Annotated in this window: 19 protein-coding genes; 9 read left to right on the top strand and 10 right to left on the bottom strand. The window is 71.0% G+C overall.

Annotated features, from left to right (window positions below; genetic code table 11):
- The first annotated feature begins 10 nt into the window (after positions 1 to 10).
- From IPJ17_04465 to IPJ17_04435, 7 genes are read left to right on the top strand one after another with little or no spacing between them, the layout of a single operon-like run.
- Positions 11 to 1,708 carry a hypothetical protein gene (locus tag IPJ17_04465; protein QQR74849.1) on the top strand — a complete coding sequence of 566 codons (1,698 nt, stop codon included), beginning with the start codon at positions 11 to 13 and terminating at the stop codon, positions 1,706 to 1,708.
- Complete coding sequence (locus IPJ17_04460) at positions 1,705 to 3,867, top strand: hypothetical protein (protein QQR74848.1); 2,163 nt, start codon at positions 1,705 to 1,707, stop codon at positions 3,865 to 3,867. Before IPJ17_04465 ends, IPJ17_04460 begins: the two co-directional genes overlap by 4 nt.
- Complete coding sequence (locus tag IPJ17_04455; GenBank protein QQR74847.1) at positions 3,864 to 4,823, top strand: glycosyltransferase family 2 protein; 960 nt, start codon at positions 3,864 to 3,866, stop codon at positions 4,821 to 4,823. Before IPJ17_04460 ends, IPJ17_04455 begins: the two co-directional genes overlap by 4 nt.
- Positions 4,799 to 5,704, top strand: a complete 906-nt coding sequence (locus IPJ17_04450) for a glycosyltransferase family 2 protein (GenBank protein ID QQR74846.1) — start codon at positions 4,799 to 4,801, stop codon at positions 5,702 to 5,704. The genes IPJ17_04455 and IPJ17_04450 overlap by 25 nt, the downstream gene beginning before the upstream one ends.
- Positions 5,701 to 6,717 (top strand): glycosyltransferase family 2 protein, encoded by a 1,017-nt coding sequence (locus tag IPJ17_04445; protein QQR74845.1) that lies wholly within the window; start codon positions 5,701 to 5,703, stop codon positions 6,715 to 6,717. The genes IPJ17_04450 and IPJ17_04445 overlap by 4 nt, the downstream gene beginning before the upstream one ends.
- Positions 6,714 to 7,868, top strand: a complete 1,155-nt coding sequence (locus IPJ17_04440) for a glycosyltransferase (GenBank protein ID QQR74844.1) — start codon at positions 6,714 to 6,716, stop codon at positions 7,866 to 7,868. Before IPJ17_04445 ends, IPJ17_04440 begins: the two co-directional genes overlap by 4 nt.
- Positions 7,869 to 7,874: 6 nt before the next feature.
- Positions 7,875 to 9,329, top strand: a complete 1,455-nt coding sequence (locus tag IPJ17_04435; protein QQR74843.1) for a sugar transferase — start codon at positions 7,875 to 7,877, stop codon at positions 9,327 to 9,329.
- A gap of 102 nt (positions 9,330 to 9,431) precedes the next feature.
- On the opposite strand, the gene IPJ17_04430 is transcribed toward IPJ17_04435, so the two are convergent.
- From IPJ17_04430 to IPJ17_04395, 8 genes are all read right to left on the bottom strand, one after another.
- Complete coding sequence (locus IPJ17_04430) at positions 9,432 to 10,430, bottom strand: 4-hydroxythreonine-4-phosphate dehydrogenase PdxA (protein ID QQR74842.1); 999 nt, start codon at positions 10,428 to 10,430, stop codon at positions 9,432 to 9,434.
- Positions 10,431 to 10,439: 9 nt separating this feature from the next.
- Positions 10,440 to 10,793 carry a hypothetical protein gene (locus tag IPJ17_04425; protein QQR74841.1) on the bottom strand — a complete coding sequence of 118 codons (354 nt, stop codon included), beginning with the start codon at positions 10,791 to 10,793 and terminating at the stop codon, positions 10,440 to 10,442.
- The gene (locus IPJ17_04420) at positions 10,790 to 11,527 is read right to left on the bottom strand and encodes a hypothetical protein (GenBank protein ID QQR74840.1); all 738 of its coding nucleotides are present in this window, start codon (positions 11,525 to 11,527) and stop codon (positions 10,790 to 10,792) included. The genes IPJ17_04425 and IPJ17_04420 overlap by 4 nt, the downstream gene beginning before the upstream one ends.
- Before the next feature lie 153 nt (positions 11,528 to 11,680).
- Positions 11,681 to 12,970 (bottom strand): phosphoribosylamine--glycine ligase, encoded by a 1,290-nt coding sequence (gene purD, locus IPJ17_04415; protein QQR74839.1) that lies wholly within the window; start codon positions 12,968 to 12,970, stop codon positions 11,681 to 11,683.
- Complete coding sequence (gene ispH / locus IPJ17_04410; GenBank protein QQR74838.1) at positions 12,967 to 13,848, bottom strand: 4-hydroxy-3-methylbut-2-enyl diphosphate reductase; 882 nt, start codon at positions 13,846 to 13,848, stop codon at positions 12,967 to 12,969. The genes purD and ispH overlap by 4 nt, the downstream gene beginning before the upstream one ends.
- Before the next feature lie 44 nt (positions 13,849 to 13,892).
- Positions 13,893 to 14,528, bottom strand: a complete 636-nt coding sequence (locus IPJ17_04405) for a cupin domain-containing protein (GenBank protein ID QQR74837.1) — start codon at positions 14,526 to 14,528, stop codon at positions 13,893 to 13,895.
- The gene (locus tag IPJ17_04400; protein ID QQR74836.1) at positions 14,521 to 15,231 is read right to left on the bottom strand and encodes a sigma-70 family RNA polymerase sigma factor; all 711 of its coding nucleotides are present in this window, start codon (positions 15,229 to 15,231) and stop codon (positions 14,521 to 14,523) included. Before IPJ17_04400 ends, IPJ17_04405 begins: the two co-directional genes overlap by 8 nt.
- A gap of 85 nt (positions 15,232 to 15,316) precedes the next feature.
- Positions 15,317 to 15,991 (bottom strand): DUF3108 domain-containing protein, encoded by a 675-nt coding sequence (locus IPJ17_04395; protein QQR74835.1) that lies wholly within the window; start codon positions 15,989 to 15,991, stop codon positions 15,317 to 15,319.
- 63 nt (positions 15,992 to 16,054) lie between these two features.
- Between IPJ17_04395 and IPJ17_04390 the strand changes: the two genes are divergently transcribed.
- Positions 16,055 to 17,668, top strand: coding sequence for an AAA family ATPase (locus tag IPJ17_04390; protein ID QQR74834.1), 1,614 nt, complete (start codon positions 16,055 to 16,057; stop codon positions 17,666 to 17,668).
- Here IPJ17_04390 and IPJ17_04385 read toward each other — a convergent pair.
- Positions 17,652 to 18,779: a calcium/sodium antiporter gene (locus IPJ17_04385; protein ID QQR74833.1), complete on the bottom strand. Its 1,128-nt coding sequence runs from the start codon at positions 18,777 to 18,779 to the stop codon at positions 17,652 to 17,654. The two genes, IPJ17_04390 and IPJ17_04385, sit on opposite strands and share 17 nt — an antisense overlap.
- Before the next feature lie 158 nt (positions 18,780 to 18,937).
- On the opposite strand from IPJ17_04385, the gene IPJ17_04380 reads away from it, so the two are divergent.
- Positions 18,938 to 20,461, top strand: a complete 1,524-nt coding sequence (locus tag IPJ17_04380) for a putative Na+/H+ antiporter (GenBank protein QQR74832.1) — start codon at positions 18,938 to 18,940, stop codon at positions 20,459 to 20,461.
- A gap of 309 nt (positions 20,462 to 20,770) precedes the next feature.
- On the opposite strand, the gene IPJ17_04375 is transcribed toward IPJ17_04380, so the two are convergent.
- On the bottom strand, positions 20,771 to 23,056 hold the full coding sequence (locus tag IPJ17_04375) for a hypothetical protein (GenBank protein ID QQR74831.1): 2,286 nt from the start codon (positions 23,054 to 23,056) through the stop codon (positions 20,771 to 20,773).
- Positions 23,057 to 23,076 lie beyond the last annotated feature (20 nt).

Here is a 23,076-nt window from a genome sequence, read left to right as displayed (position 1 = left end):
GAGCTCTTTCTTGCGCTTCCCGACCGTCCGCCTCGCGGCCTTGACCGGCGCGCTCGTCGCCCTCGGCAGCGGTCTTGCTCTGGCCGCCCTCGCCGGCTCGCTCGACGAGCCCACGGCGCGCGCCGAGACGGCCTATCTTTCCCTCTGGGTCACGGCGGTGCTGCTCCCGGCCGGCCTCGCTCTGCCGCGGGCACCGTTCGCCCTCGGGCTCGGCGGCCTCGCCGTCGAGCTCGCGGCGTGGCTCCTGCCCGCCGGCTCCCAACGCGGTGCCGCCGTGGCGCTCGCGCTTGCAGGTGGCCTCGCACTCGCCACCGCGCAAGGGCTGGATCCGCGAGCTTTTTCGGTGCGCTCGCCGCGGCTGCCCCTGCTCGCCCTGGCCATGGCGGGGCTCTTCAGCTCCAGCCTCGTGCTACAGCCGCAGCTCGGGACGGTCTTCCTCACCGCACTGGCCCCCGCCTGGCTCGCCGGCATGGCCGCCGCCAGCCTGTCCGAAGTCCGCGGATGGACCGCCCTGCTGGCGGCTGCCGCGGTCCTCGTCGCCGGCGACGGCCCCGGCTGGCTCGCCGCCGCCACCCTGGCCGCGCTCGCCGTGGGCGAACAGCTTCGGCTCGGGCGCCTTCGGCTCCCGGTCGCCCTGCCCCTCCTCCTCTGCGCCGCGCTCCCGCTGCGCGATGAACCTCTCGCCGCCCTCGGCGTCGTGTCGGCAGGCGTCGCGCTCGCCTTTCCGCGGCCGGCGGTCCGCTGGACTCTGTCCGCCCTCTTGCTCGCCACGGCTCTCTTGCCCGGCTCCACGCACACGGCGAGTCTCGGGGTGCTCGTCGCGATGATCCCGATCGTCCCGATCGCCGCCAGCCGCAGCGCCGAGCGTCGAAGCGCACTCGCGGCGTGCCTCGTCTCCGTGCTCGTCGCCTGGGTGGGCGGCAACGCCGCGCTCCCCGCGGCGGCCGGTCTCGCGGTGCTGGCGAGCGCGCCGCGGGGCACGTTCCGGCGACTTCAGGCCGGCTGGACCGGGTGGCTTCTCGCCGGGTCGGCGCTCTCTGCCGCCTATCCGTGGCTGCGCAGCACCCCGACCTCGAACGCGCTCACGCTCTGGAGCCTGCCGACGACGGCGTCCGGCGCCGGCCTCCTGCCGCTCTTCGTGCCGTTTCTCGTCGCGGCCGCCGTGCTCGCTCTCGGTGCCACGCCGGGGCCGCTCGGCGCGACGGTCGTGCGTCGTCTCGCACCGGTGCTCCCGGGTCTCGCGCTGCTCGCGCTCGGCGTTCGCGGGCCCGGCCGGCCGCTCCTCGGCACCGAGCCGGTCGTCCTCGACCAGGGAATGGCGGCCTGGTCGAGCGCCACCGAGCCCGGTCCGATCGCCTTCGTCCTGGTCGAGGCCGCGCTGTCGAACTCGACCGCGCTCCCCGACGGCGCCGAGGTGGCGAGCGTGCGCCTTCGCTCGGCAGACGGTCACGTCGAGGAGCGCCCGCTGCGCGTCGCCCACGAGGTCGACGAGTGGGCGGCAAGACGGCCCGACGTCGCCACGACACGCCCTTCGTGGGCCAGCGCCTGGACGAGCTGGGTGCCGCCGGGCGGCGGTTTCTTCGCCCAGCGCTATCGCACGCGGCTCGCGTTCCACGCGGCTCAGGTCACGGAGGTCGAGATCCGTCGACGTGACTCCGCTCCCGCCTCGCTCGCCCTGGCCCTCTACCGCGTCGAGGTCGAGCGATGAGCCGTCTCTGGCGTTGGGCCGCGGCGCTGGCAGGCTTCCTGTTCATCGCCTGGGCCGACCCGCACGGCGCCCTGCGCTCGACCCTGTTCGTGCTCCCCTGGGTCGTCGCAGCCCTCGACGAGATCGCCGCCGTGCCGGGCATCCGTCGCCTGTCGACCGCGGCGACGACGGTCGAGGCCGTCTCCCTCGTCGCCCTCGCGGCACTCGCGCTGCGCGGTAGCAGCCTCGGCCTCGTCTTCTGGGAGCACCTCGTCGCCGGTGGCCTCTTCACCCTGCTGCTCGTCGCCGCGACTCGTCGCGCCCTCGCCCTGTCGCCGCTGCTCACCGGAAGGCTTCCGCGCCGTCCGGCGTGGCCGTTCTTCGCCCTGCCGCTCGTCGTCTACCTGGCGATCCTTCCTTGGGTGACGGAGCGTCGGCCGCCCAACGGCGACGAGCCGTACTATCTGCTCGTCGCCCACAGCCTCGCCTACGATTTCGACGCCGACCTCGCCAACAACTACGCCGCCGGCGACTCGCGCCAGTTCGTCGGTCGCGCGCTCGAGCCGCAGCCGGGCGATCCCGTGGGCTCCGAGGGACAGGTCTACTCGCGCCACAACCTGATGCTGCCGCTCCTGCTGGCACCGGCCTACCGGCTCGCCGGCGCGCGCGGCACCGAGGTCGGCATGGCGATTCTCGCCGCTGCCCTCGCCTGGTGGACGCTGCGCCTCGGACGGCACTACGTGCGCGAGCGACCGGGCGAAGCGACGCTCGTCTGGTGGCTGCTCGCGGTCTTCTCGCCGCTGCTTCTCTACTCACACCAGATCTGGGTGGAGGTCCCGGCAGCGCTCGCCTGCGTCATCTCGCTCGACCATCTACGCGAGTTGCGCTACGACCGCCAGTGGACACCGCGCCGTTGGCTCGGCATGGGCCTTCCCCTGGTCTTTCTGCCGCTGCTCAAGATCCGCTTCCTGTTGCTCGCCGCGCCGTTGCTCGCGCTGGCCTGGTGGCACGGCGGACGCCCGCGCAAGCCGCTGATCGCCATGGGGCTCGTGCTCGCCGCCGTGACCGCCGGGATCCTGGTGCACAACACCCTCGTCTACGGCAACGCCCTCAAGATCCACTCGACCGCCGAGCTCGGCCTGTTCTCGACGCCGCTCTCGGCCTACGCCGACGGCGGCTTCGGCCTGCTCTTCGACGGCGCCTTCGGGCTCGTGGCGAGCTTCCCGATCTGGCTGCTGCTCGTCCCCGGCCTGATCGCGGCCGCTCGGAAGCTGCGGCCGCTGCTCTTCGACTCGATGGTGGTCTCCTTCCCGTACCTGATCGTGGTCGCTTCGCGGCGGGAATGGTACGGCGGCTGGTCGCCGCCCTTCCGGTACGCCCTCGTCGGGCTGCCGGCGCTCGCGCTCGCGCTGGTCCCGCTGCTTGCCACCCGACGGCGCTGGGGTGCGCGGGTTCTTCTCGGCGCGCTCGGCGCGTTCACCCTGGCGCTGACGCTCGTCTGGCTGATCGAGCCGGGCTGGACCTACAACTTTGCCGACGGCCGGACGCTGCTGCTCGATCGCCTCGAAGCGGCGACCCACCTCGATCTCGGACGGCTCGTGCCGAGCATGGTGCGGCCCCGTCCGGCGACTTGGGCCGTGCCGCTGGCGTTCGGACTCGCGGCAGTCGTTCTGTGGCACCTGCCGTCGCGTCCCGCCGCACCCCGCGCCAGCGCCGCCGGAATCGCGCTCGCACTGGGGCTCGCCGCCGCGGCGCTGCCGCTCGCCGCCGCGTGGCCGACGACGAGGATCGACCTGGAGGATCCGTGGGTCGCCAAGAGCGGCGGTCACGTCCATCCCGGTCCCTGGGTGATCGAGCGACCGCTCCACCGCGGCGGCTGGGTCTTGCGCGAAGGCGAACGGGCCACCGCCCGGGTGATCCGCGGCGGGGATTCCCTCGCTCTCGCCCTCGAGCTCGAGTGGGTTCGCAACACGCCTTCGCCTCTCGCCCTCGAGATTCGAGCGGGCGAACAGTTGCTTGCCCGTTGGGAGCCGGTCGAGCCGCGTCGCTGGGAGCGACTCGAGCTCGGCCCCTTCCCGTTCCCGCTCGACGCTCCCCTGGTCTTCGCCGTTGTCGGCCCGCCCGGCGCGCCGCCGCTCAACGGACTGATCCTCGATCGAGCGGAGCTCTCCTGGCGGTGAGCGACACGGTCGCCGTGGTGCCGACGCTCGGCTGGAGCCCCCGGCTCGCCGAGACGCTCGCCGCGCTGCGAGCCGACGGCGGCGCGCGCCTCGAAACCGTCGTCGTCTGGCAGGGCGAGGCGTCGCCGCCGCGGGAGCTCGCGGCCGATCGCCTCCTCACCTCTGTTGCCAACCTCGGTTTCAGCGGTGCGATCAACCTCGCGCTCGCCGACGGCGACGCTCCCTTCGTCGCCCTGGTCAACGACGACGCGACGGTCGAGCCGGGCTGGCTCGCCGCGATGCACGCCGGCCTCGACGAGGCGCGCGAGGTGGCCGCGGTTCAGGGCGTCAATCTGCTCGACGATGGCACGACGACCGATCGGATCGACGGTTGCGGTCTCGCCTGGAACAACGCCTGGCAGGCGGTCCAGGTCGGGCGCTCCGCTCCCGCTCTGGCGCCGACAGCTTCGCCCTTCGAGGTCTTCGGGGTCTCGGCCACGGCCGCGCTCTACCGCCGCGAGGCACTGCTCGACGCGAGCCTTCGTCCCGGCGAGTTGCTCGACGCCTCGCTCTTCGCCTACTACGAGGACGTCGACCTTGCCTGCCGGCTGCGCGGCCGGGGACGCTCGGCGCTCTGCGTTCCGGCCGCGCGGGCGCGCCACCTCGGCTCGGTGAGCGGCGACAGGATGGGAGACCGTCGCTGGATCTGGATCCACGCCCACCGTCTCCTGGTGCTCGCGCGGTTGCTCGGTCGCCGCTTCTGGCCCCGCCTGCCACGACTCCTGCTGCGCGATCTCGCGGACACGCTGTCGCCGCGCGCCGCGCGTCCCGGACCCGCCGCGCTCGGCGCCGCCTGGCGTGCGGCCTGGCGTCTCCTCCCGCGCTTCGCCCGCCGCGGCCCTTCGCTCGTCCCGCTCGCCGAGCTCGCGCGCTTCCGGGTAGGCTCGGACGGATGGCCGCCTCGTCCGTCCCGCTGATCAGTGGCGTGGTGGTGCACTGGCGGGCGGAGGAGGATCTCGCCCGGCTGGTCGCCGCCTGGCCGCCCGACCCTCGCTTCGAGCTCGTGGTCGTGGACAACGCCTCCTCCCGGGCGTTGCCCGAGCGGGAAGACGTGCACTGGCTGCGCCCGGCGGAGAATCTCGGGTTCGCCGGCGGCGCCAACCTCGGTGCGCGCAGTGCACGGGGAGGGGCCATCCTGCTGCTGAACCCGGACGTCGTCCCGCGCGAGGGGGCGCTTCGCGCGCTTGCCGAAGGGCTCGCAGCCCGACCCGACGCGGCGGGGCTGGTACCCCGCCTCGTCGGACCCGACGGCGACGAGCAGGCTCGCTGGCAGCTTCGCCCGCTGCCCACCGTCGTCGATCTGCTCGGTCACGCCTTCTTTCTCGGCGGCCCGACCGGCCCCGCCACGCCGCCGCTCGCCGGAGCCCCGATCGCCCAGCCCGCCGCCGCCGCGCTTCTCGTGCGGCGGTCCGCCTGGGAGCAGCTCGGTGGTCTCGACGAACGCTTCCACCCCGCCTGGTTCGAGGACGTCGACCTCGCCCGTCGCGCCGACGCGGCGGGCATGCGCTTCCTCTACTGGCCTTCGGCCGTCTTCTCGCACCGGCTCGGCGGAAGCGTCTCCGAGCTCGGCTACGGACCGTTCCTCGCCGCCTACTTCCGCAACCTGGCGCGCTATCTGGGTCTGCACCACGGCCCGGCCGCCAGGATCCTCCTGCGCCTGCTGCTGCCGCTCGGACTCCTGCTCCGCCTCGCGCTCCTGCCGCTGCGCAAGGCGCGCCATGCCGCCTCTCGCTCCGCAGCCGCGGCGGCCCTCTGGCGCGTGGTCGGCGATGCGCTTCGCGGCTGGCCCGAGCCATGAGCCGTTCTCCGTTGGTCTCGGTGGCGATCGTCACCCACGATTCGGCTGCCGACCTTCCCGCCTGTTTCGCGGCGATCGACGCCCTCGAACACCGGCCGCTCGAGCTCGTGGTGGTCGACTGCGCGAGTCGTGACGAGAGCGTCGCCGTCGCCCGGCGGCACGCTCCGGTGAACCTGCCGACGACCGTCGAGCCGCTCGGCGAGAACCGTGGCTTCGCCGGCGGAATGAACGCCGCCCTGGCGCTTGCCACGGGCGAGTGGGTGCTGACGCTCAACGCCGACGCACAACCGCGCCCCGACTTCCTCGCCCACCTGCTCGATGCCGCCCGGGTCGACCGGGGTGCGAGTGGACCCTCGGCACCGGTCGGCGGGGTGACCGGGCGCCTGGTGCGACCGGCACGGGGGAGCGAGCCGCGGCGGCTCGACGCCTGCGGCATGCGCCTGGTGCCGACCTGGCGACATCTCGATCGCGGCTCGGGCGAGCTCGATCGCGGTCAGCTCGCCACGCCCGCCCGCGTCTTCGGCGCGACCGGTGCAGCCTCGCTCTGGCGACGGGCGGCGCTCGAGGACGTGGCCGTGGACGGCGAGATCTTCGATCCGCGCTTCCACTCCTACCGCGAGGACGCCGAGCTCTGCTTCCGCCTGCGCGAACGGGGCTGGGAGGTCGTCTACGAACCGCGGGCGGTCGCCGAGCACCGCCGGCACAACCTGCCGGCGAGACGGGCGGCGATGGCGACGGCGATCAACCGTCACTCGCTGAAGAACCGCTACCTGCTGCGGCTGTATCATCAGACGACGCTCAATCTCGTGACGACGGCGCTGCCGGCGCTCCTGCGCGACGCGCTCGCTCTCGGCTACGTACTAGTCAGGGAGCGCGAGTCCCTCGACGCCTACGCCTGGCTCTGGCGCAACCGGAGCGATCTCTGGCGACGGCGCAAGGCGATCCAGGCCCGCCGTACCGTCGGTGCGCTGGCGCTCGAACGCTGGTTCTGGCGGAGCGCACTTCCCTGGTGAAACCTCTCTCGATCGCCCTGCTCGGCAGCCGCGGCGTCCCCTCCCGCTACGGCGGCTACGAGACGCTGATGGACGAGCTCGCGCCGCGCCTCGTGGCGCGCGGCTTCGCGGTGACCGTCTACGGACGGACGCACGCCGTGCGCCGCCGCGTGCGGCGCCATCGCGGGGCGCGAGTGATCCTCCTGCCCGCCCTGCGCGGCAAGCACCTCGAGACGCCGAGCCACACCTTCCTGTCGTTCCTCCACGCCCGCGGCGAAGGCTTCGACGCCGCGCTGGTGGTGAACTCCGCCAACGCCATGTTCTTGCCGCTTCTGCGCCTCGCCGGCATTCCCACGGCGCTCAACGTCGACGGGATCGAGAAGCGCCGTGCCAAGTGGGGAGCCTTCGGCCGCGCGGTGTACGCGCTCTCCGAGCGGCTCGCCTGCCACTTGCCCGACGTCCTGGTGACCGACGCCGAGATCATCCGCCGGCACTATCTCGCCCGCTACGACACCCCGTCGGTCGTCATCACCTACGGCGTCGCTCCCCGCCCGCTGCCCCCGACGCGGCTGCTGCCGAAGCTCGGACTCGAGAGCCGGCGCTACTTCCTCTACGTCAGCCGCTTCGAGCCGGAGAACAACCCGCACCGCGTCGTCGCGGCCTATCGCGAGGCGGGCGGCGACCTGCCGCTGGTAATGGTCGGGGACGCACCTTACGCGCACGCCTTCATTCGCTCCTTCACCGAGGGCACCGACCGCCGAGTGCTCTTTCCCGGGGCGATCTACGGCCCGGGCTACCGCGAGCTGCTCTCGCATGCGCTCGCCTACATCCAGGCGACGGAGGTCGGCGGCACGCATCCGGCGCTCGTCGAGGCGATGGGTTACGGCAACTGCGTGCTGGCCAACGACACGCCCGAACACCGCGAGGTCGCCGGCGACACGGCGCGCTACTTCCCGGTGCGGGATCCCCGGGCGCTTGCCACCCTGCTCGACTGGGCGCGGCTCGAACCCGGCGAAGCCGCTGCGCTCGGGAAGCGTGCGGCCGAGCGTGCGCTCACCCGCCACGGCTGGGAGGAGGTCGCCGACCGCTACGCCGCGCTGCTCACCGCCCTCGGCCGAGGGCGTTGCTACAATCCACCCGACGTCGCTCGGGCGGATCCAGCCGCTCTCTGACGCCCCATGCTCAAGCAACGCGCTCGCATCGTCGCCGCCTTCGTCTTCTCGCTCGATCTCGCACTGATCGCGGCGGCGTTCTTCCTTGCCTTCTGGGGTCGCCACGACCTGGCGCCGCGCCTCGCGCCAGGGCAGTTCGGCAGCAGCTTCTATCCGCTCCGCCAGTACCTCCCCCTGCTGCCCATCTCTCTCGCGGTGTGGGCTCCGCTGCTCTGGTTCTCCGGCCGCTACCGCTCGCATCGCACCGTCTCGCTGCGCACCGAGACCGTGGCGTTGCTGCGGCTGACCGCTGTCGCCGCCGCCCTGCTCACGCTGGTCGTCTACGCCCTGCGCCTCGACGCCCGCCTGCTCGCCGGCGACAAGATCAGCCGCCTCTGGCTGCTGCTCTTCCCGGCGCTCTCCGGCGCTCTGCTCATCTCGGAGAAGATCGCGCTGCGAGCCACCTCGCGCTGGGTGCGCTCGCGGGGGCTCAACTTCCGCACCGTCCTGGTGGTCGGGACGGGCCGGCAGGCGCGCTCGCTCGCCCAGTTCCTCGAGGGCCATCGCCAGTGGGGCTACCGCCTGCTCGGCTTCGTCGCCGGGCGCGGCGAGGAGCACGACGGCACGGTCGCCGGCCATCCGGTGCTCGGCGAGCTCGCCGACCTGCCCGCGCTGGTGCAACAGAACGTCATCGACGAGGTGCTCTTCGCGGTGAGCCGCCGCGACCTCGACGACATCGAGGACCTCTACCTCTGCCTGCAGGAGCAGGGGATCATCACCCGGTTCGCGCTCGATTTCTTCCCGCACACCCAGGCGCGGATGGCGATCGACGAGCTCGACGGCGTGCCGCTGCTGACCTTCACCACCTCGCCGTCGAGCCCGTTGCTGTTGCTGATCAAGCGCCTCCTCGACGTCGCGCTCTCGGTCCTGCTCATGCTGCTCGGGCTGCCGGTGCTGCTGCTCGTCGCCTTCGCCATCAAGCTCAGCACGCGAGGCACCGTGCTCTTCCGCCAGACGCGCTGCGGGCTCAACGGGCGTACCTTCACCCTCTACAAGTTCCGCACCATGGTCGAGGACGCCGAAGAGCTGCAACGCGACCTGCTGCACCTCAACGAGATGGACGGACCGGTGTTCAAGCTGCGCGAGGACCCGCGCGTGACCGTCCTGGGCCGCTTCCTGCGCAAGTTCAGCCTCGACGAGCTGCCGCAGTTCTGGAACGTGCTGCGCGGCGACATGAGCCTGGTCGGCCCGCGGCCGCCGATCCCCGAGGAGGTGGCGCGCTACGAACGCTGGCAGCGCCGGCGCCTGGCGATGAAACCCGGACTCACCTGCCTCTGGCAGGTCAGTGGGCGCAACGAGCTCGACTTCCAGCAGTGGATGGAGCTCGACCTCGAGTACATCGACACCTGGACCCCCTGGCTCGACCTGAAGATCCTGCTCAAGACGATCCCCGCGGTGCTTTCCGGCCGCGGGGCGTCTTGAAGAGACGGGTCGCTCCGCGACTCGGTGGTGGCGACGGACTGAAGAGGCGCGGCGATCGGGGCGGCGGAAACACCCCGCTCGGTTCTCCGGCGGTTGCCGCCCTCAGCCGGGCGACGCGAGCAGCTCGAGGGTGGTGTCGAGCACCGCGAGCATCGGCCCCTCGTCAGCTCGTCCGGTGCCGGCGAGGTGGAAAGCGGTGCCGTGGTCGACCGAGGTGCGCAGGAAGGGCAGACCGACCGTCCAGTTCGTCGCCGCGCCGAAGCTCGCCGTCTTGACCGCGATCAGCCCCTGATCGTGGAAGAGCGACAGGACCCAGTCGAACTCCCCGCGCCGGGCGCGTGCGAAGAGCGAGTCGGCGCTCTCCGGCCCGTGCGCGTTGATGCCGCGCCGCCGCGCCTCGGCAACCGCCGGGGCGAGCAGGTCACGGTCTTCGCTGCCGAGCAGGCCCTCTTCTCCGGCATGGGGATTGAAGCCGGCCAGGGCGATCCGTCCGGCGCCATGGCGATGAAGACACGTCAACGCCTCGAGCAGGCTCTCCCCGGTGATCGCGCGCAGCGCTTCGAGCAGCGGCACGTGCACCGAAAGCAGCGCGACGCGCAGGCCCGGCGACAGGAACGCCATCAGGTAGTCGCGCCCGTAGCGCTCCAGCCCGCAGGCGGCGGCGAGGTAGTCGGTGTGGCCGACGAAGCCGGGCAACAGGTGGCGGGCGATCGACCCCTTGCTGACCGGCGCCGTGACCAGGGCGTCGACGGTACCGGCCCGAGCGAGGGCGATGGCGGCGTCGAGGGCGGCCATCGCGCCGGCCGCGTCGTCGCTACCGGAGCGACCGAGCGCGATCACCCGAGGCGCTCCGACCGGATCGAGAACCGGAATCCGCTCGCCGGCGCGTTCGAGCTCGCCACGCGTCGGCGGCGAACCGAGGAAGAACAGCCGCTCCCACACACCGGCGGGGACGAGCGGACGGACCGCCTCGAGCGCGGCGCGCTCGGCCACGAGCAGCGGCAGCGCCCGCTCGGCAGAGAACCGAGCGAGGGCCTTGAGCAGGATCTCCGGGCCGATTCCGGCAGGATCGCCCTGGGTGAGGGCGAGAACAGGGCGCATCGACGGAGCTCAGCTCTCGTCCGCGCGCTCGGGGTCTCCCTCGCCGGCGGACCGGCGGCGCGGACGACGCAGCTCCTCCTCCTTGAAGAGGTAGAGGATGCTGCGCTTGGGGATCAGCAGATTCGGCCCGCTCCAGCGATTGAGCTTGATGGCGCCCTTGTCGTACCACTCGATCCAGCCGCGCAACTCTTCGCCGTTGGTGAGCAGGACGACCATCGGCGTCTTGGCCGCCATCTGCTTGAGGTAGTAGAACTCCTCGGCGTTGGTCTGCTCCGGCGGGCTCTGCTTGCGCCGCACGACGCGCGTCGGCGTCTCCTTCTTGAGCTCCCCGAGGTCGGGGCGGATCAGCTTGCGATTGCTCATCGGTCTGGGATCACCGGCAGCACCGGCGCCGGGCGCGGCGGCCCGCTCCTCTTGTAGTCCTCGTCTTCGTAGGCGAGGCAGCAGAGCAGCCGGCCACACTGCCCCGAAATCTTCGACGGGTTGAGCGAGAGGTTCTGCCGCTTGGCCATGCTGATGGCGATCGGCTTGAAGTCCTTGAGCCAGCTCGAGCAGCAGAGGGTGCGACCGCAGACGCCGACGCCGCCGAGAAGCTTCGCCTCGTCTCGCGCGCCGACCTGGGTCATCTGCACCCGCGCGCCGAAGCGTTGCGAGAAGTCCCGAACCAGCTGCCGGAAGTCGACACGCTTCTCGGCGGTGAAGTAGACGATCGCGCGTTTGCGGGAGAGGGAGAACTCCACGCGGGCGATCTTCATGTCCAGGCTCTGGCCGCGCGCCCGCTCCTGGCAGAAGAGCTTGCCCGCCGTCTCGGCGGCGAGCTGCCGCTCGTGGGCCTCGCGGTCCTCCGGCGCGGCACAGCGCAGGATCGGCTTGGCGCCCGACTTCTGGCAGGGCTTGAAGACCGGCATCGGCGACTTCTCGACGCGGCCGAAACGCGGCTCACCGTCGACTTCGACGACGACCTGCGAACCGACGGCGTAGAGCGTTCCTCCGGTGGTGCAGAGGGTCATGTTCGCCTCCTCTGCAAACCGCACGCCGACGTAGGTGTCTTCCACCGCCGTCGACTTGCCGAGGAACGAACACCCACAGCCGCTCAACCCTGGTCACTCCTTCCATCGTGTCGCTCGCCGCCACCCGGGAAGCACTCGGCATGCCCCTGCCGCACGAGAGGCCGATCGCCGGTCCCGAGGGAGCGAGTGCGCGCCATTGTGGCACGGCGCCAGGGGGGGGTCAAACCGCGAAAGGGGCGATCAGCTGTCGGCTGCAACCACCGAGGCGACGACCCGACGGCCGATGTCGTGGCGCAGGATCTTGCTCGGCCAGTCGATTTTGGCGGCCGCGGCGTAGGCCCGCCGCAACGCCTCGGCGAGGTTCGCTCCGGTGGCGCAGACGTTCAACACCCGCCCTCCGGCGCTCACCACCCGCCCGTCCTCGAGCGCCGTCGCGGCATGGAAGACGGCGACGCCTTCGACCGCGGCGGCCTCGTCGAGGCCGTCGATCGGTTCCCCGGTGACGGGACGGTCGGGATAGCCCTGGCTCGCCAGCACGAGACAAGCCGCCGCCTCTTTGCGGAAGTGCAGCCGCGACGTGCCGAAGGCTCCCTCCGCTCCCGCGGCGAGCAACGGCAGAAGGTCGTCTTCGAGTCGCAGCAGGAGAACCTGCGCTTCGGGATCGCCGAGGCGCGCGTTGAACTCGAGCACCCGCGGCCCGTCGGGAGTGAGCATCAGTCCGGCGTAGAGAAAGCCGCGAAACGGGCGATTCTCCGCGGCGAGCCCATCGACGGTCGGCCGCAGCACCTGCTCGAGCACCGCGGCGGCTTCGTCGGCGCCGAGCACCCCGGCCGGGCTGTGCGATCCCATGCCGCCGGTGTTCGGTCCGCTGTCGCCGTCGCCGACCCGCTTGTAGTCCTTCGCCGCCGCAAGCGGCAGGACACGGTGCCCGTCGGAGAGGGCGATGAGCGAGACCTCCTCGCCGACCAGGCACTGTTCGACGACCACGCGATCCGCCGAGACGCCGAACCGCCGCTGGGTGAAGAACATGTCGAGCGCCGCGGCGAGCTCCTCCTCGTTCTGCGGGATGACGACGCCCTTGCCGGAGGCCAAACCGTCCGCCTTCAGGACGACCGGGAAGCCGAAGCGTTGGCAGGCAGCGCGTGCCGCCGCCACATCGCGCACCACCTCGAAGGCTGCGGTCGGGATCCCCTGTCGCGCCATGAACTCCTTGGAGAAGACCTTGCTGCCCTCGATCTCGGCGGCAGCGCGCCGCGGCCCGAAGATGGCGAGCCCACGCTTCTCGAACTCGTCGACGATGCCGAGCGAGAGCGGCAGCTCGGGACCGACGACGGTCAAGTCGATGCGCATCTCCTGGGCGAACTCGGCGAGCTCCTGGATGTCGTCGGCGGCGAGCGGCACGCGGTCGGCCACCGCGGCGATTCCCGGATTGCCCGGCGCACAGTAGAGCTCGGTGAGCAGGGGGCTCTGCCGCAGCTTCCAGCACAGGGCATGCTCCCGGCCACCGGAGCCGACCACCAGGACCTTCATCTCGAGCTCCCCGCGATCGCCGCAGGTGACGTCACCCCGAGCGCGACGACCGCCGCCTCGACCTCGTCGATGACGTAGTCGGGGGTCGAGGCGCCCGCGGTCAGCCCGACGGTTTCGACTCCGTCGAACCAGGCGGGATCGAGATCGTCGATCCCCTGGATCAGGTAGCTGGGCTTGTAGCGCTGGCAGATCTCCCAGAGGTGGCGCGTGTTGGCGCTGTGCTGCCCGCCGATCACCAGGATGAGGCCGACCTCGGCGTCGCGTCCGAGTGCGTGGGCCGCCTCCTGGTTCTCCTTGGTGGCGTAGCAGATCGTGTCGGCGCGCCGCGTTGCCGGCACCCGCGCCTCGATCGCCCGCACCACGTCCTCGAATTCCTCGGCGTTGAGCGTCGTCTGGTAGAAGACCTTGACCTCGCGATAGCGCGACCAGTCGATCGACTCGACCTCCTCGACGCGGGTCAGCACGTGGTAGGTCGCCGGGTCGAGGTCGCGCGTATAACCGACGACCTCGCGGTGGCGCGGGTCGCCGATGAAGACCAGATGGCTGCCGGCCGCGAGCGCCGCCTCGGCCTCGTCATGGATGTCGTAGACGAACGGACAGGTGGTATCGAGGATGCGCAGCCCGCGACGTCGCGCCGCGTCGTGGAAGGAGGGTGGAACGCCGTGGGCCGAGAAGACCAGCGTTCCCGCGCTCGCCTCCTCGACGTCCTGAACCGTGCCGACCCCGAGACGCTCCATCTCCTCGACGACGCGCTCGTTGTGGACGACCTGACCGAGGATCTGCCCGGCGTTGCCCTCGCGGACGAACTTCTTGACCTTCTTGTCGGCGATCCGGACGCCGGCGCAAAAGCCGTATTTCTCGGCCCGCTTGACTCTCACAGTCGGGCGATTCTACCAGAGGGGTCGCGCCGGACCCGACGCGCTCAGTGTCCGGCCAGGCGCTGGAGAAGACCGCGCCAGCCGTGAAACCGCACCGGGCGTTCGAGGCAGAAGAGGATCCAGCACGGCTCGCCTTCGAGCGTGTCCGGACCGTGGTCGGAGCCGGGCGGACAGACGCCGAAGTCGCCCTCCTCGAACGTCCCGCTCTCGTCGCGGTAGCCGCCGGCGAGTACGACCGAATGCTCGTACCCGAGATGCGTGTGGCGTGGGAAGCGGCGACCGCCTGGCATCTGCGCCATGCCGAGGATCGACTCGCCTTCGCGATCGACGTCGAGAACGAAGAACCGCGCCCCGCGGGTGAAGAACCCGCCCCAGGAGCGCTGCACGCCGCCGGTCAGCTCGGCCTGTGCCGCGGGCGGAACCGGCGCCCCCGGCGGCAGGGAGGGGGCCGATAGCGGCTCGTCCAACCGGGCCAGCAGCCGGCTCCAACAGCTCGTCGACGGCGGCGGACCGTCGACTCGCCGCAGCAACTCGCCGCCAGGCACGGCGAGCGCCGCAACCGTCGTCCGGCAGGTCGGACAGAGGTCGAGGTGCGCTTCGACGACCGGCCGCAGGTGGCGGCCCAGCCGGCCCGAAGCATGATCGAGCAGCGTCTCCTCGGCGGGATGGAGCTCAGGCATTGCGAACCTCTCGCGGACGCGACTCGGCCAGCCGCGACCGCATGCTCATCAGGCCCGCCCGGATGCGGGACTTGAGGGTGCCGAGTGGCAGCCGCAGGCGCGCGGCGGTCTCCTCGTAGGTCAGACCGCCGAAATAGGCGAGCTCGACCGCCTGGCGCTGGTCGTCGGAGAGCTCGGCGAGGACCTGGCGGACCGAGAGCCGCAGGTCCGCCGCGAGCTCGGAACGCTCGTCAGGCAGGCGGGAAAAGTCGAACTCCTCCTCTGTCGGCTCTCCCGGACCGCGTCGCCGCCAGAGGTCGACCATCTTGTTGCGGGTGATCGTGTAGAGCCATCCGGCCACGTCGCCGCGCTCGGGTCGATAGCTTCCAGCCTTGCGGAAGACGGCCAGGAAGACCTCCTGGACAATGTCTTCCGAGACCGCGGCGTCGCGGCTCAGCATCCGCACGTAGGCCAGCACCTTGGCCGCGTAGCGGTCGTAGAAGTCGCGAAAGGCGTCCCGGTCGCCACCCGCGATGCGGGCCAGCAGACGGGAGTCGTCAGCAGCGTCGGTCACGGTGGGTTCGCGGCGAAGGTCAGGCTCCGCCAGGACGATCTTCTCACGTGCTTCGCGCTCCCGCGGGGCGTTCGTGGCAGCGGAGCGCCAGCGCGGCCGGGGTAGCAGGGGAAGGTCGAAAGCGAGCTCGCTGGGCCAGGTGGTCGTCACGGAGTCTCTCCGTGGTCAGGTACGGCCCCGGCGCCGGGGCGGATGAACCCCGGCGACGGATCCTCGCGTGCGCGCCGGGCGCCGTTCAGTCGACGAGCGTCAGCATGACGCTGGCGAGGCTCCGCTCGACGCGGATGGCCACCGGCGTCGCCGCCGGGTCGGCGGCCAGCCAGAGGTCGATCTCGCCCTTCCAGACGCGCCGCTGCGGCAGCTGGATCGGTCGGATCGAGTAGCGCCGCGCGGCCACGGCGACCCCGTGGAGACGCTTCTGCTCCACCTCCTGGGGCACGACCAGCACCGGGTAGAGGCGGCCGTCGCTCCAGATCTCGAGCTGCCGCGGGCGGCGCGGCGGGTCGCGGCGCAGCAGCAGGATCGCCGAGGCGATGTCCACCACCCGGGCCTGGTCGATCCGCGCCTCGCGCGACTTCGACTCGCCGCGCCAGCGAGAGCTGCTCCAGGCGCGCAGCGCCAAGCCGGTCGTCGCGTCGCGCTCCGAGCCGTAGCGGAAGTACTCGCCGTCCTCGTTGCGGTCCGAGACCAGGTAGAGCTCGATCGACTCGTGCCCCCCGCCGAGATCGCGATGGGTCAGTGTCGCCGACCCGTCCGCCGGCATCGAGAAGATCGCCAGACCGCGGAGAAAGCCCTGAAGCCTCCAACGGTAGGTGAGGACTTCGTCCCCCGGTTGGGCGGCGGTGGCAGCGGATCCCCACGCCATCAGGACGAGGAGAAGGGCGGCGAGGCGGGGCGAGGATCGGCGCATGCGCGGAAATATACGGGATCGGGCCCGGCGGACCGAGCCCCACCCGTCGACCGGGCCTGTGCCATGATCGCTCCGGTACGCCGCGCACCACCCTCGAGAGGCGCGCCGGCCGGTCCCTTTCGGCTCTTCGAGCTCGCCGTGAGCGCTTCTCACCCCTCGCCACCGACCGACGATCTCGCCCTCCTGCTTGCCACGCTGCCGGAGGACCTGCAGCAGGCGATTGTCTCCCGGGGCAGCACCGACGAGCTTCTCGAAGTGGTGATGGACCTTGGCCGACCGCCGGAGGCGCGCTACCCCGGTCGCGCCGTCGAGCTCGCCGAGCGGCCGATCGGCGCCGACGATCTGGCGCAGGTCCTCGCGCGCGTCGGCCTCTTCGGCCGTGACAACCGGGCGGGCATCGAGCGCACCCTGCATCGCATTTCGGCGCTGCGCAACCGTGCTGGCGCGATCATCGGGCTGACCTGCCGGATCGGACGGGCGGTGGTCGGCACGCTCGACATCGTGCGCGACACGATCGAGGGGGGACATTCGGTCCTGTTGCTCGGCCGGCCGGGCGTCGGCAAGACGACGCTGCTGCGCGAGGCGGCACGGGTGCTCGCCGACGAGCTCGGCAAGCGGGTGATCGTCGTCGACACCTCGAACGAGATCGCCGGCGACGGCGACGTCCCGCACCCCGGCATCGGCCGCGCCCGGCGATTGCAGGTGGCGGCACCCGAGCAGCAGCACGCGGTGATGATCGAGGCGGTGGAGAACCACATGCCGGAGGTGATCGTCATCGACGAGATCGGCACCCAGGCCGAGGCGCTCGCCGCCCGGACGATCGCCGAGCGGGGCGTCCAGCTGATCGGCACGGCGCACGGCAACACGCTCGCCAACCTGCTGCAGAATCCGACGCTCAACGAGCTGCTCGGCGGCATCCAGTCGGTGACCCTTTCCGATGACGAGGCCCGGCGGCGAGGCACGCAGAAGGCGGTGCTCGAACGGCGAGCCCCGCCCACCTTCGACGTCCTCGTCGAGATCCAGAGTCGCGACGCCTTCGCCGTCCATCGCGATCTCGCCGAGGTCGTGGATCGGGCGCTGCGCGGCCTGCCGCCTCGCCCGGAGATCCGGACCCGGACCCCCGACGGCGGGGTGGCGATCGCCCCCGGCGAGGCCGGGCCCGACGGAGACGAGGAGGCCGCCGTCGCGGCCGCCGGACATCTGCCGCGGCGCGATTCCCCGGGTCCGGCCCGGCGACGGACCTTGCGCCTTCTGCCCTACGCCATCTCGCGACCGCGCCTCGAGCGCGCCATCCGTCAACTGCGGGCCAACGCCCGGCTGGTCGAGAGCGTTCACGAGGCCGACCTCGTCGTCACGCTGAAGTCGCAGGAGAAGCGGCTGCCGCGTCCGCTCCGCGAGCGGCCGCTCCACCTGCTGCGCAGCGCCACCATTGCCCAGGTGGAGGGCTTCCTGCGCGACGCCTGCGATCTGCCCGACGGCCTTGCCGACCAGCAGGCGGCGCTGCGCGAAGTCGATCACGCCGCCCACCGCGTCCTCGATTCCGGAGCGGCCGTGGAGCTCGCCCCGCAGCGCGCCTACGTCCGCCACCTGCAGCACGAGGCGGCGCAACGTCTCGGCCTCTCCTCGGCGAGCCGCGGCGAGGAGCCGCTGCGGCGGGTGGTCATCCTCCCCGGTTGAGGTCGCCGGGACCTCCGCCGGTCGCCGCGCCCCGCCGCTCGCGCCAGGCGCGGTAGCCGAGCACCGCCAGGGTCAAGCCAACCAACGGCAGGACGAACGCCTCCATCACCCCGCTGTAGGCCGGCAGGGCGTCGTGCCCGGTGGCATCGAGGATCAGGTAGGCGGTGTAGGCGAAGTAGCCGCCGAGGAAGAGCAGACCCTCCCAGCGGTGGATCACCGAGCCGTGGGCGAAGATCGGCAGGCAGGCCACCGCCACGGCGAGCATCACCGGGATGTCGAAGCGCAGCGCGGCCGGCGACACGGCCACGCCGCCGGGGCTCAACGCCGCGGCCAGCCCGAGCACCGCCAGCAGGTTGAAGATGTTGCTCCCCACCACGTTGCCGACCGCGATGTCGCGCTCGCCGCGCACGGCCGCCAGCACCGAGGTGGCGACCTCCGGGAGCGAGGTGCCGGCGGCGACGATGGTCAGGCCGATGACCAGCTCGCTCAGGCCGAAGGCACGGGCGATCTGCACCGCGCCGCCGAGGAACAGGTTGGCGCCGACGACCAGCAGCCCGAGTCCGGCGGCCGCGAGAAAGCCGGCGAGCACCAGCGCCGCCGCCCCGCGCGGCGCCGGCACCGCGTACTCCTGGTCGTACTCGGCGCGCACCGCGGCGCTCTCGCGCCGGCTCGTGCGGATCATGAAGACCGTGTAGGCAACCATCCCGGCGACGAGGAACAGGCCGTCGACCCGGCCGATCGACCCGTCGAGGCCGAGCAGCAGCGTGGCGAGCGAGACGGCGATCATGATCGGCACGTCGAGGCGCACCAGCTGCTGCGCCACCACCAGCGGGGTGATCCCCGCCGAGAGACCGAGGATGAAGAGGACGTTGAAGATGTTGCTCCCCACCACGTTGCCGAGCGCCACGTCCGCCTGACCGGCGAGCGAGGACTTGAGCGACACCGCGAGCTCCGGCGCGCTGGTGCCGAACGCCACCACGGTGAGCCCGATGACCAGCGGCGAGATTCCCGCCGCTGCCGCCAAGCGTGAGGCGCCGCGCACCAGCCCCTCCGCTCCCGCCACCAACAGGATCAACCCTCCAGCCAGCATCGCGGCGATCTGCCAGGTCATCTCGCGCTCCTCTCCCCTCTCCCCGCCAGCGGGCGGGCGCGGCGCGCATCCTATGCCGGGCCGACGCCGGCGGGTGAGCCGCGCGCCGACGCCCCCTGCGATAGATTCCGCGCCGCGCCCGCCCGACGGCGCGCGCGGTCCTTCTCGAGGGAGAACCGATGCGCCAGCCGCTCCGCCGCCCGTTGTTCGCCGCCCTCGGCCTCCTGCTGCTCGCTTGCGCGCCCGCGGCGCTCGCCGCCGCCGGCGCTGCCGGTCCGCCCCCCGACTTCCCGCCGCCGCTCGAGAGCTACACCGGCGAGGAGGGGCTCTCCACCGGCCAGGTGCTCCTCCAGCGCGCCGCCGCCGAGCCGCTCAACGTCGTCGCCACGGTGATCTTCGCCCTCGCCATCCTCCACACCTTCGCCGCGCCCCGGATCGCCGCCTACGCTCACCGACTGGTGCACCGGCCGGCGGCCGACCACGACCGGGACGGCACGATCGAGCCGCACGAGCGGCCGGTCGACCGGCGCAGCTTCAAGGCCGAGATCCTGCACTTCTTCGGCGAGATCGAGGCGGTCTTCGGGCTCTGGGTGGTGCCGCTGGTCCTCGTCCTGCTGTTCTCCGAAGGCTGGGGGACGGTCGACCACCTCTTCGCCCACCGCCTCACCTTCGTCGAGCCGATGTTCGTGGTGGTGATCATGGCCATCGCCGCCACCCGCCCGGTGCTGCAGTTCGCGCGCACCGCGATCGGACGCCTGGCGGCGCTCGGGGGCGGCACGCCGTTCGCCTGGTGGGTCAGCATCCTGGTGGTGGGGCCGCTGCTCGGCTCCTTCATCACCGAGCCCGCGGCGATGGTGATCAGCGCCCTGCTGCTGTCGCAGGAGGTCTTCGACCGCGGGGGCAGCCGGCGGCTGCGCTACGCCACGCTCGGCCTGCTCTTCGTCAACATCTCGGTCGGCGGCACCCTGACCCACTTCGCCGCGCCGCCGGTGCTGATGGTCGCCGGCAAGTGGGGCTGGGGGCTCTCGCACATGCTCACCGAGTTCGGCTGGAAGGCGGCGCTCGGCGTCCTGCTCTCGACGGCCCTCTACGCCCTCCTGCTGCGGCGCGAGCTCGCCGCGCTCGCCGGCGCCGCCGGCCGCTCCCGCGCCGGTGACGACGGCCGCGACCCCGCCCCGGTCTGGGTGGTCGGCATCCACCTCGCCTTCCTCGGCTGGACGGTGTTCACCGCCCACACGCCGGCGCTGTTCATCGGCGGCTTCCTCTTCTTCCTCGCCTTCGCCCAGGCGAGCGCCCCGCACCAGGCGCCGATCGACCTCAAGCCGCCGCTGCTCGTCGGCTTCTTCCTCGCCGGCCTGGTGATCCACGGCTCGCTGCAGCAGTGGTGGATCGCCCCGCTGCTCGCCGGGCTCTCGCCGGTGCCGCTGATGCTCGGCGCCACCGTGCTGACCGCCTTCAACGACAACGCGGCGATCACCTACCTCGCCTCGCTGGTGCCGGGGTTCACCCCGGAGATGAAGTACGCGGTGGTGGCCGGCGCGGTGACCGGCGGCGGCCTGACGGTCATCGCCAACGCCCCCAACCCGGCCGGCCAGGCGCTCCTCGGCCGCTACTTCGAAGGCGGCATCTCCCCCCTCGGCCTCGCTGCGGCGGCGATCGTGCCTACGGTCCTCGTCGGCTGCTGCTATCTGCTGCTGGGCTAGGTTGGGGTCACCGATGATGGGCCATGGATTGAACCGTTGTCAGCGTGGAGGCTGTACGGCCTGCCTGCCACCAGCTGAGCCGAAAGGCCCCGGCTCGCCCATGCTGCTGCGCGGCAGCTTGCCGCCGTAGCATCTATTCTCGCAACTCGCCCCTTCGCCGCTTCGCGCCGGCACGTCTAGCGCTGAACGGCTGCGTGTGCCCGCCACCCTTGCTAGCTGCGTCTCCCCGCCACGAATCAAACTGCAAGTTCGCGGCTGAGCCGCGTCGAGAACCGGGCATTGTCTGAATGCCCTTCGTCAACCGGCGCCTCAGTGGGGGCCGCAGGTCGGGAACGCCGAAGTATCAGCCACCGTCTCGAACGGCCGCCCTCCAACGCTGAGATAGGTCTTGGACTGACCCGCGATGATGTCCTCTACTGTCAGCTCGACCGTCACGTCGGTCATCCCGGCAGCGAAGAACCAGAAGCTATTGAAGGGGTCCACACAGGCGTCGATGACCTTGACAACGAGTTCGACATTGGCAGGGCTGAAGAACCAGAAGTACCCAGCATCCTCCGTCAGGGACACCGCAGTGCCGTCGCCTGCTCCGCCTGCAGAAGTCGACCAGTGCGCTCGTGCGACAAAGCGCCCCTGCCCCAGCAACAACTCGCTCCCCGTGGCGGCCGGTGCCCAAGGCTCGCTCCCGGTGTCGTCGCCTCCCGACTCGGCACCCTCCGTCTCCTGAACGCCCCCCTCGGCTTGTACCGCTTCCTCCCCGCAGAGCGGAAAGGCCGCGGTGTCCGTCACTGTCTGATAGAGCCTGCCTTCGGGGTTCGAGTATCGCTGGACTGCGCCGGTCCTCGTGTCGGCTACGTAGAGGTCCACGCCGACATTCGTTAGGCCGGCCGAGAAGGACCAGAACGAGTTGAACGGCGGCACGCAGGCATCGACGATCTTCGTCACGACCTCGATGTTCCTGGGGTCGAAGAACCAGAAGTACCCGGTATCCTCGGTGAGTTTCACTGCCGTTCCCGCACCACTCCCACGCGAGCTCGCCTTCCAGTCCGCAGTCAGCAAGAACCGATCATCGGAAAGACAGAGGCTGTCCGCACCTCCGCAATCGCCGCAGACACTCACCCAGAGGCGACCCTCGCGATCTCCTCTGGCGATCCTCACTGGCCCTATCCCAGCCAGCAGCTTGGACTGTCCGCCGCGCCACTCGACCTCCGGGAAGGCGCCCGCGTCCAGAGCCCAATGTGCACCGTCCCGGCTCCGCATCGAGGTGCCATAACCGATCGCACAGAAGACGCCGCTCGACCACGAGACCCCGAGGTCCGCGCGGGCGGGCTGGGCCTCGGCCGACGCCCATGTTGCACCTTGGTCTGTTGAGCGGAGGACCGCGCCGCCTGTGGTAGTTGCCACAACGACACTTCCGTCAGCGGCTGCGGCCATTCCGCTGATGACGGAGCCACCAAGATCTCTCGTTGCCACCACTGACGACAGGGCTTCGGTCGTGACGATGCTCCTGCCTGCCAGGATGATGTGCGTACCAACGCGAAGGACTTCTGTGAAGGTGTTGGTCCCATCGAAGCTTGGGTATCGCCTCCATGAAGCTCCATCGACACTTGCCAAGACGGCGCCGTCTTTGGTCAATGCGACAAATCTGTCTCCTACCCAGTCGATGTTCGTGATGCGGAGGGACGACTCGCCCACCTGTGTCCAAGTCACCTTGTCCGAGCTTCGCCAGAGTCCCTCTTTGCCGGCGACGAATACCCCATTGCCGTAGGCAACTCCAGCGCCAGGCGACGCGAAGCCCTCATACGACCAGCCCCAGGCGAGACTTCTCCTCCACGATCTCAAGTCGCGGCTGAGGAAGACACCGACTGGCGTAGCGGCCAGGAAGTCACGCCCGTCGAACGCCAAGTCATCGAACATGGCATTCATCGTCTCCCCTTCGGGCAGGTTCCAATGAACCGCATCGTCGCTCCAAAGGACGGTACCCCCCGTCGCGGTGAAGTAGCGACCGTTGATTCTGCGGAGCCGAAAAAGCCAGATGTCAGTCTGCTCCGTGGGCATTACGCGCCGTTCGAGGCTCCACGCTCGCCCATCTACGCTCGAAGCCAACGCTGGGCCGAGCCCCGATGAGCCAAAGTTGGTCGCCAACGCCACGAATCTCACTCCGTCCCAAATGGGATTGCCGGGGATGGTATTGAACGGTAGGGCCGCTACCTCCCAGTGGTCGCCGTCGTCGCTGTAGAGGAGGTGAATGTTGCTATTGACGACATATGTGTGACCGTTCCAAGCGACATCCGAATCGCGGGAAAACGCCGCCGTTGTGTTCAGAACTTTCGAAAAGACAACGCCATCGAAACTCCGGTATATTCCGCCATTCCCCAACCCAAAGTACCCCGACGAGAATCGGCGAATGACGCTTAGTTCGGGAGCGTTCGGTTCCGTCGAGAGCTGCCTCCACTGAAGGCCATCCACGCTTTCGATGATGTAGTGACCGCGAACGCCGAGGAATCTGGCGCCGTCCCACATCGCGGCGTGGACCGTTTCTGGGGTCTCCCACGGGACACTTTCCCAGCTCGCGCCATCCGAACTAACCAAGGTCATGAAGCTTTCCCTTGCGTCAT

Source organism: Holophagales bacterium (assembly GCA_016699405.1).
In the GTDB taxonomy this organism is placed as follows: Bacteria; Acidobacteriota; Thermoanaerobaculia; order Multivoradales; family JAGPDF01; genus JAAYLR01.
This window is presented reverse-complemented; position numbering and strand designations above follow the sequence as displayed.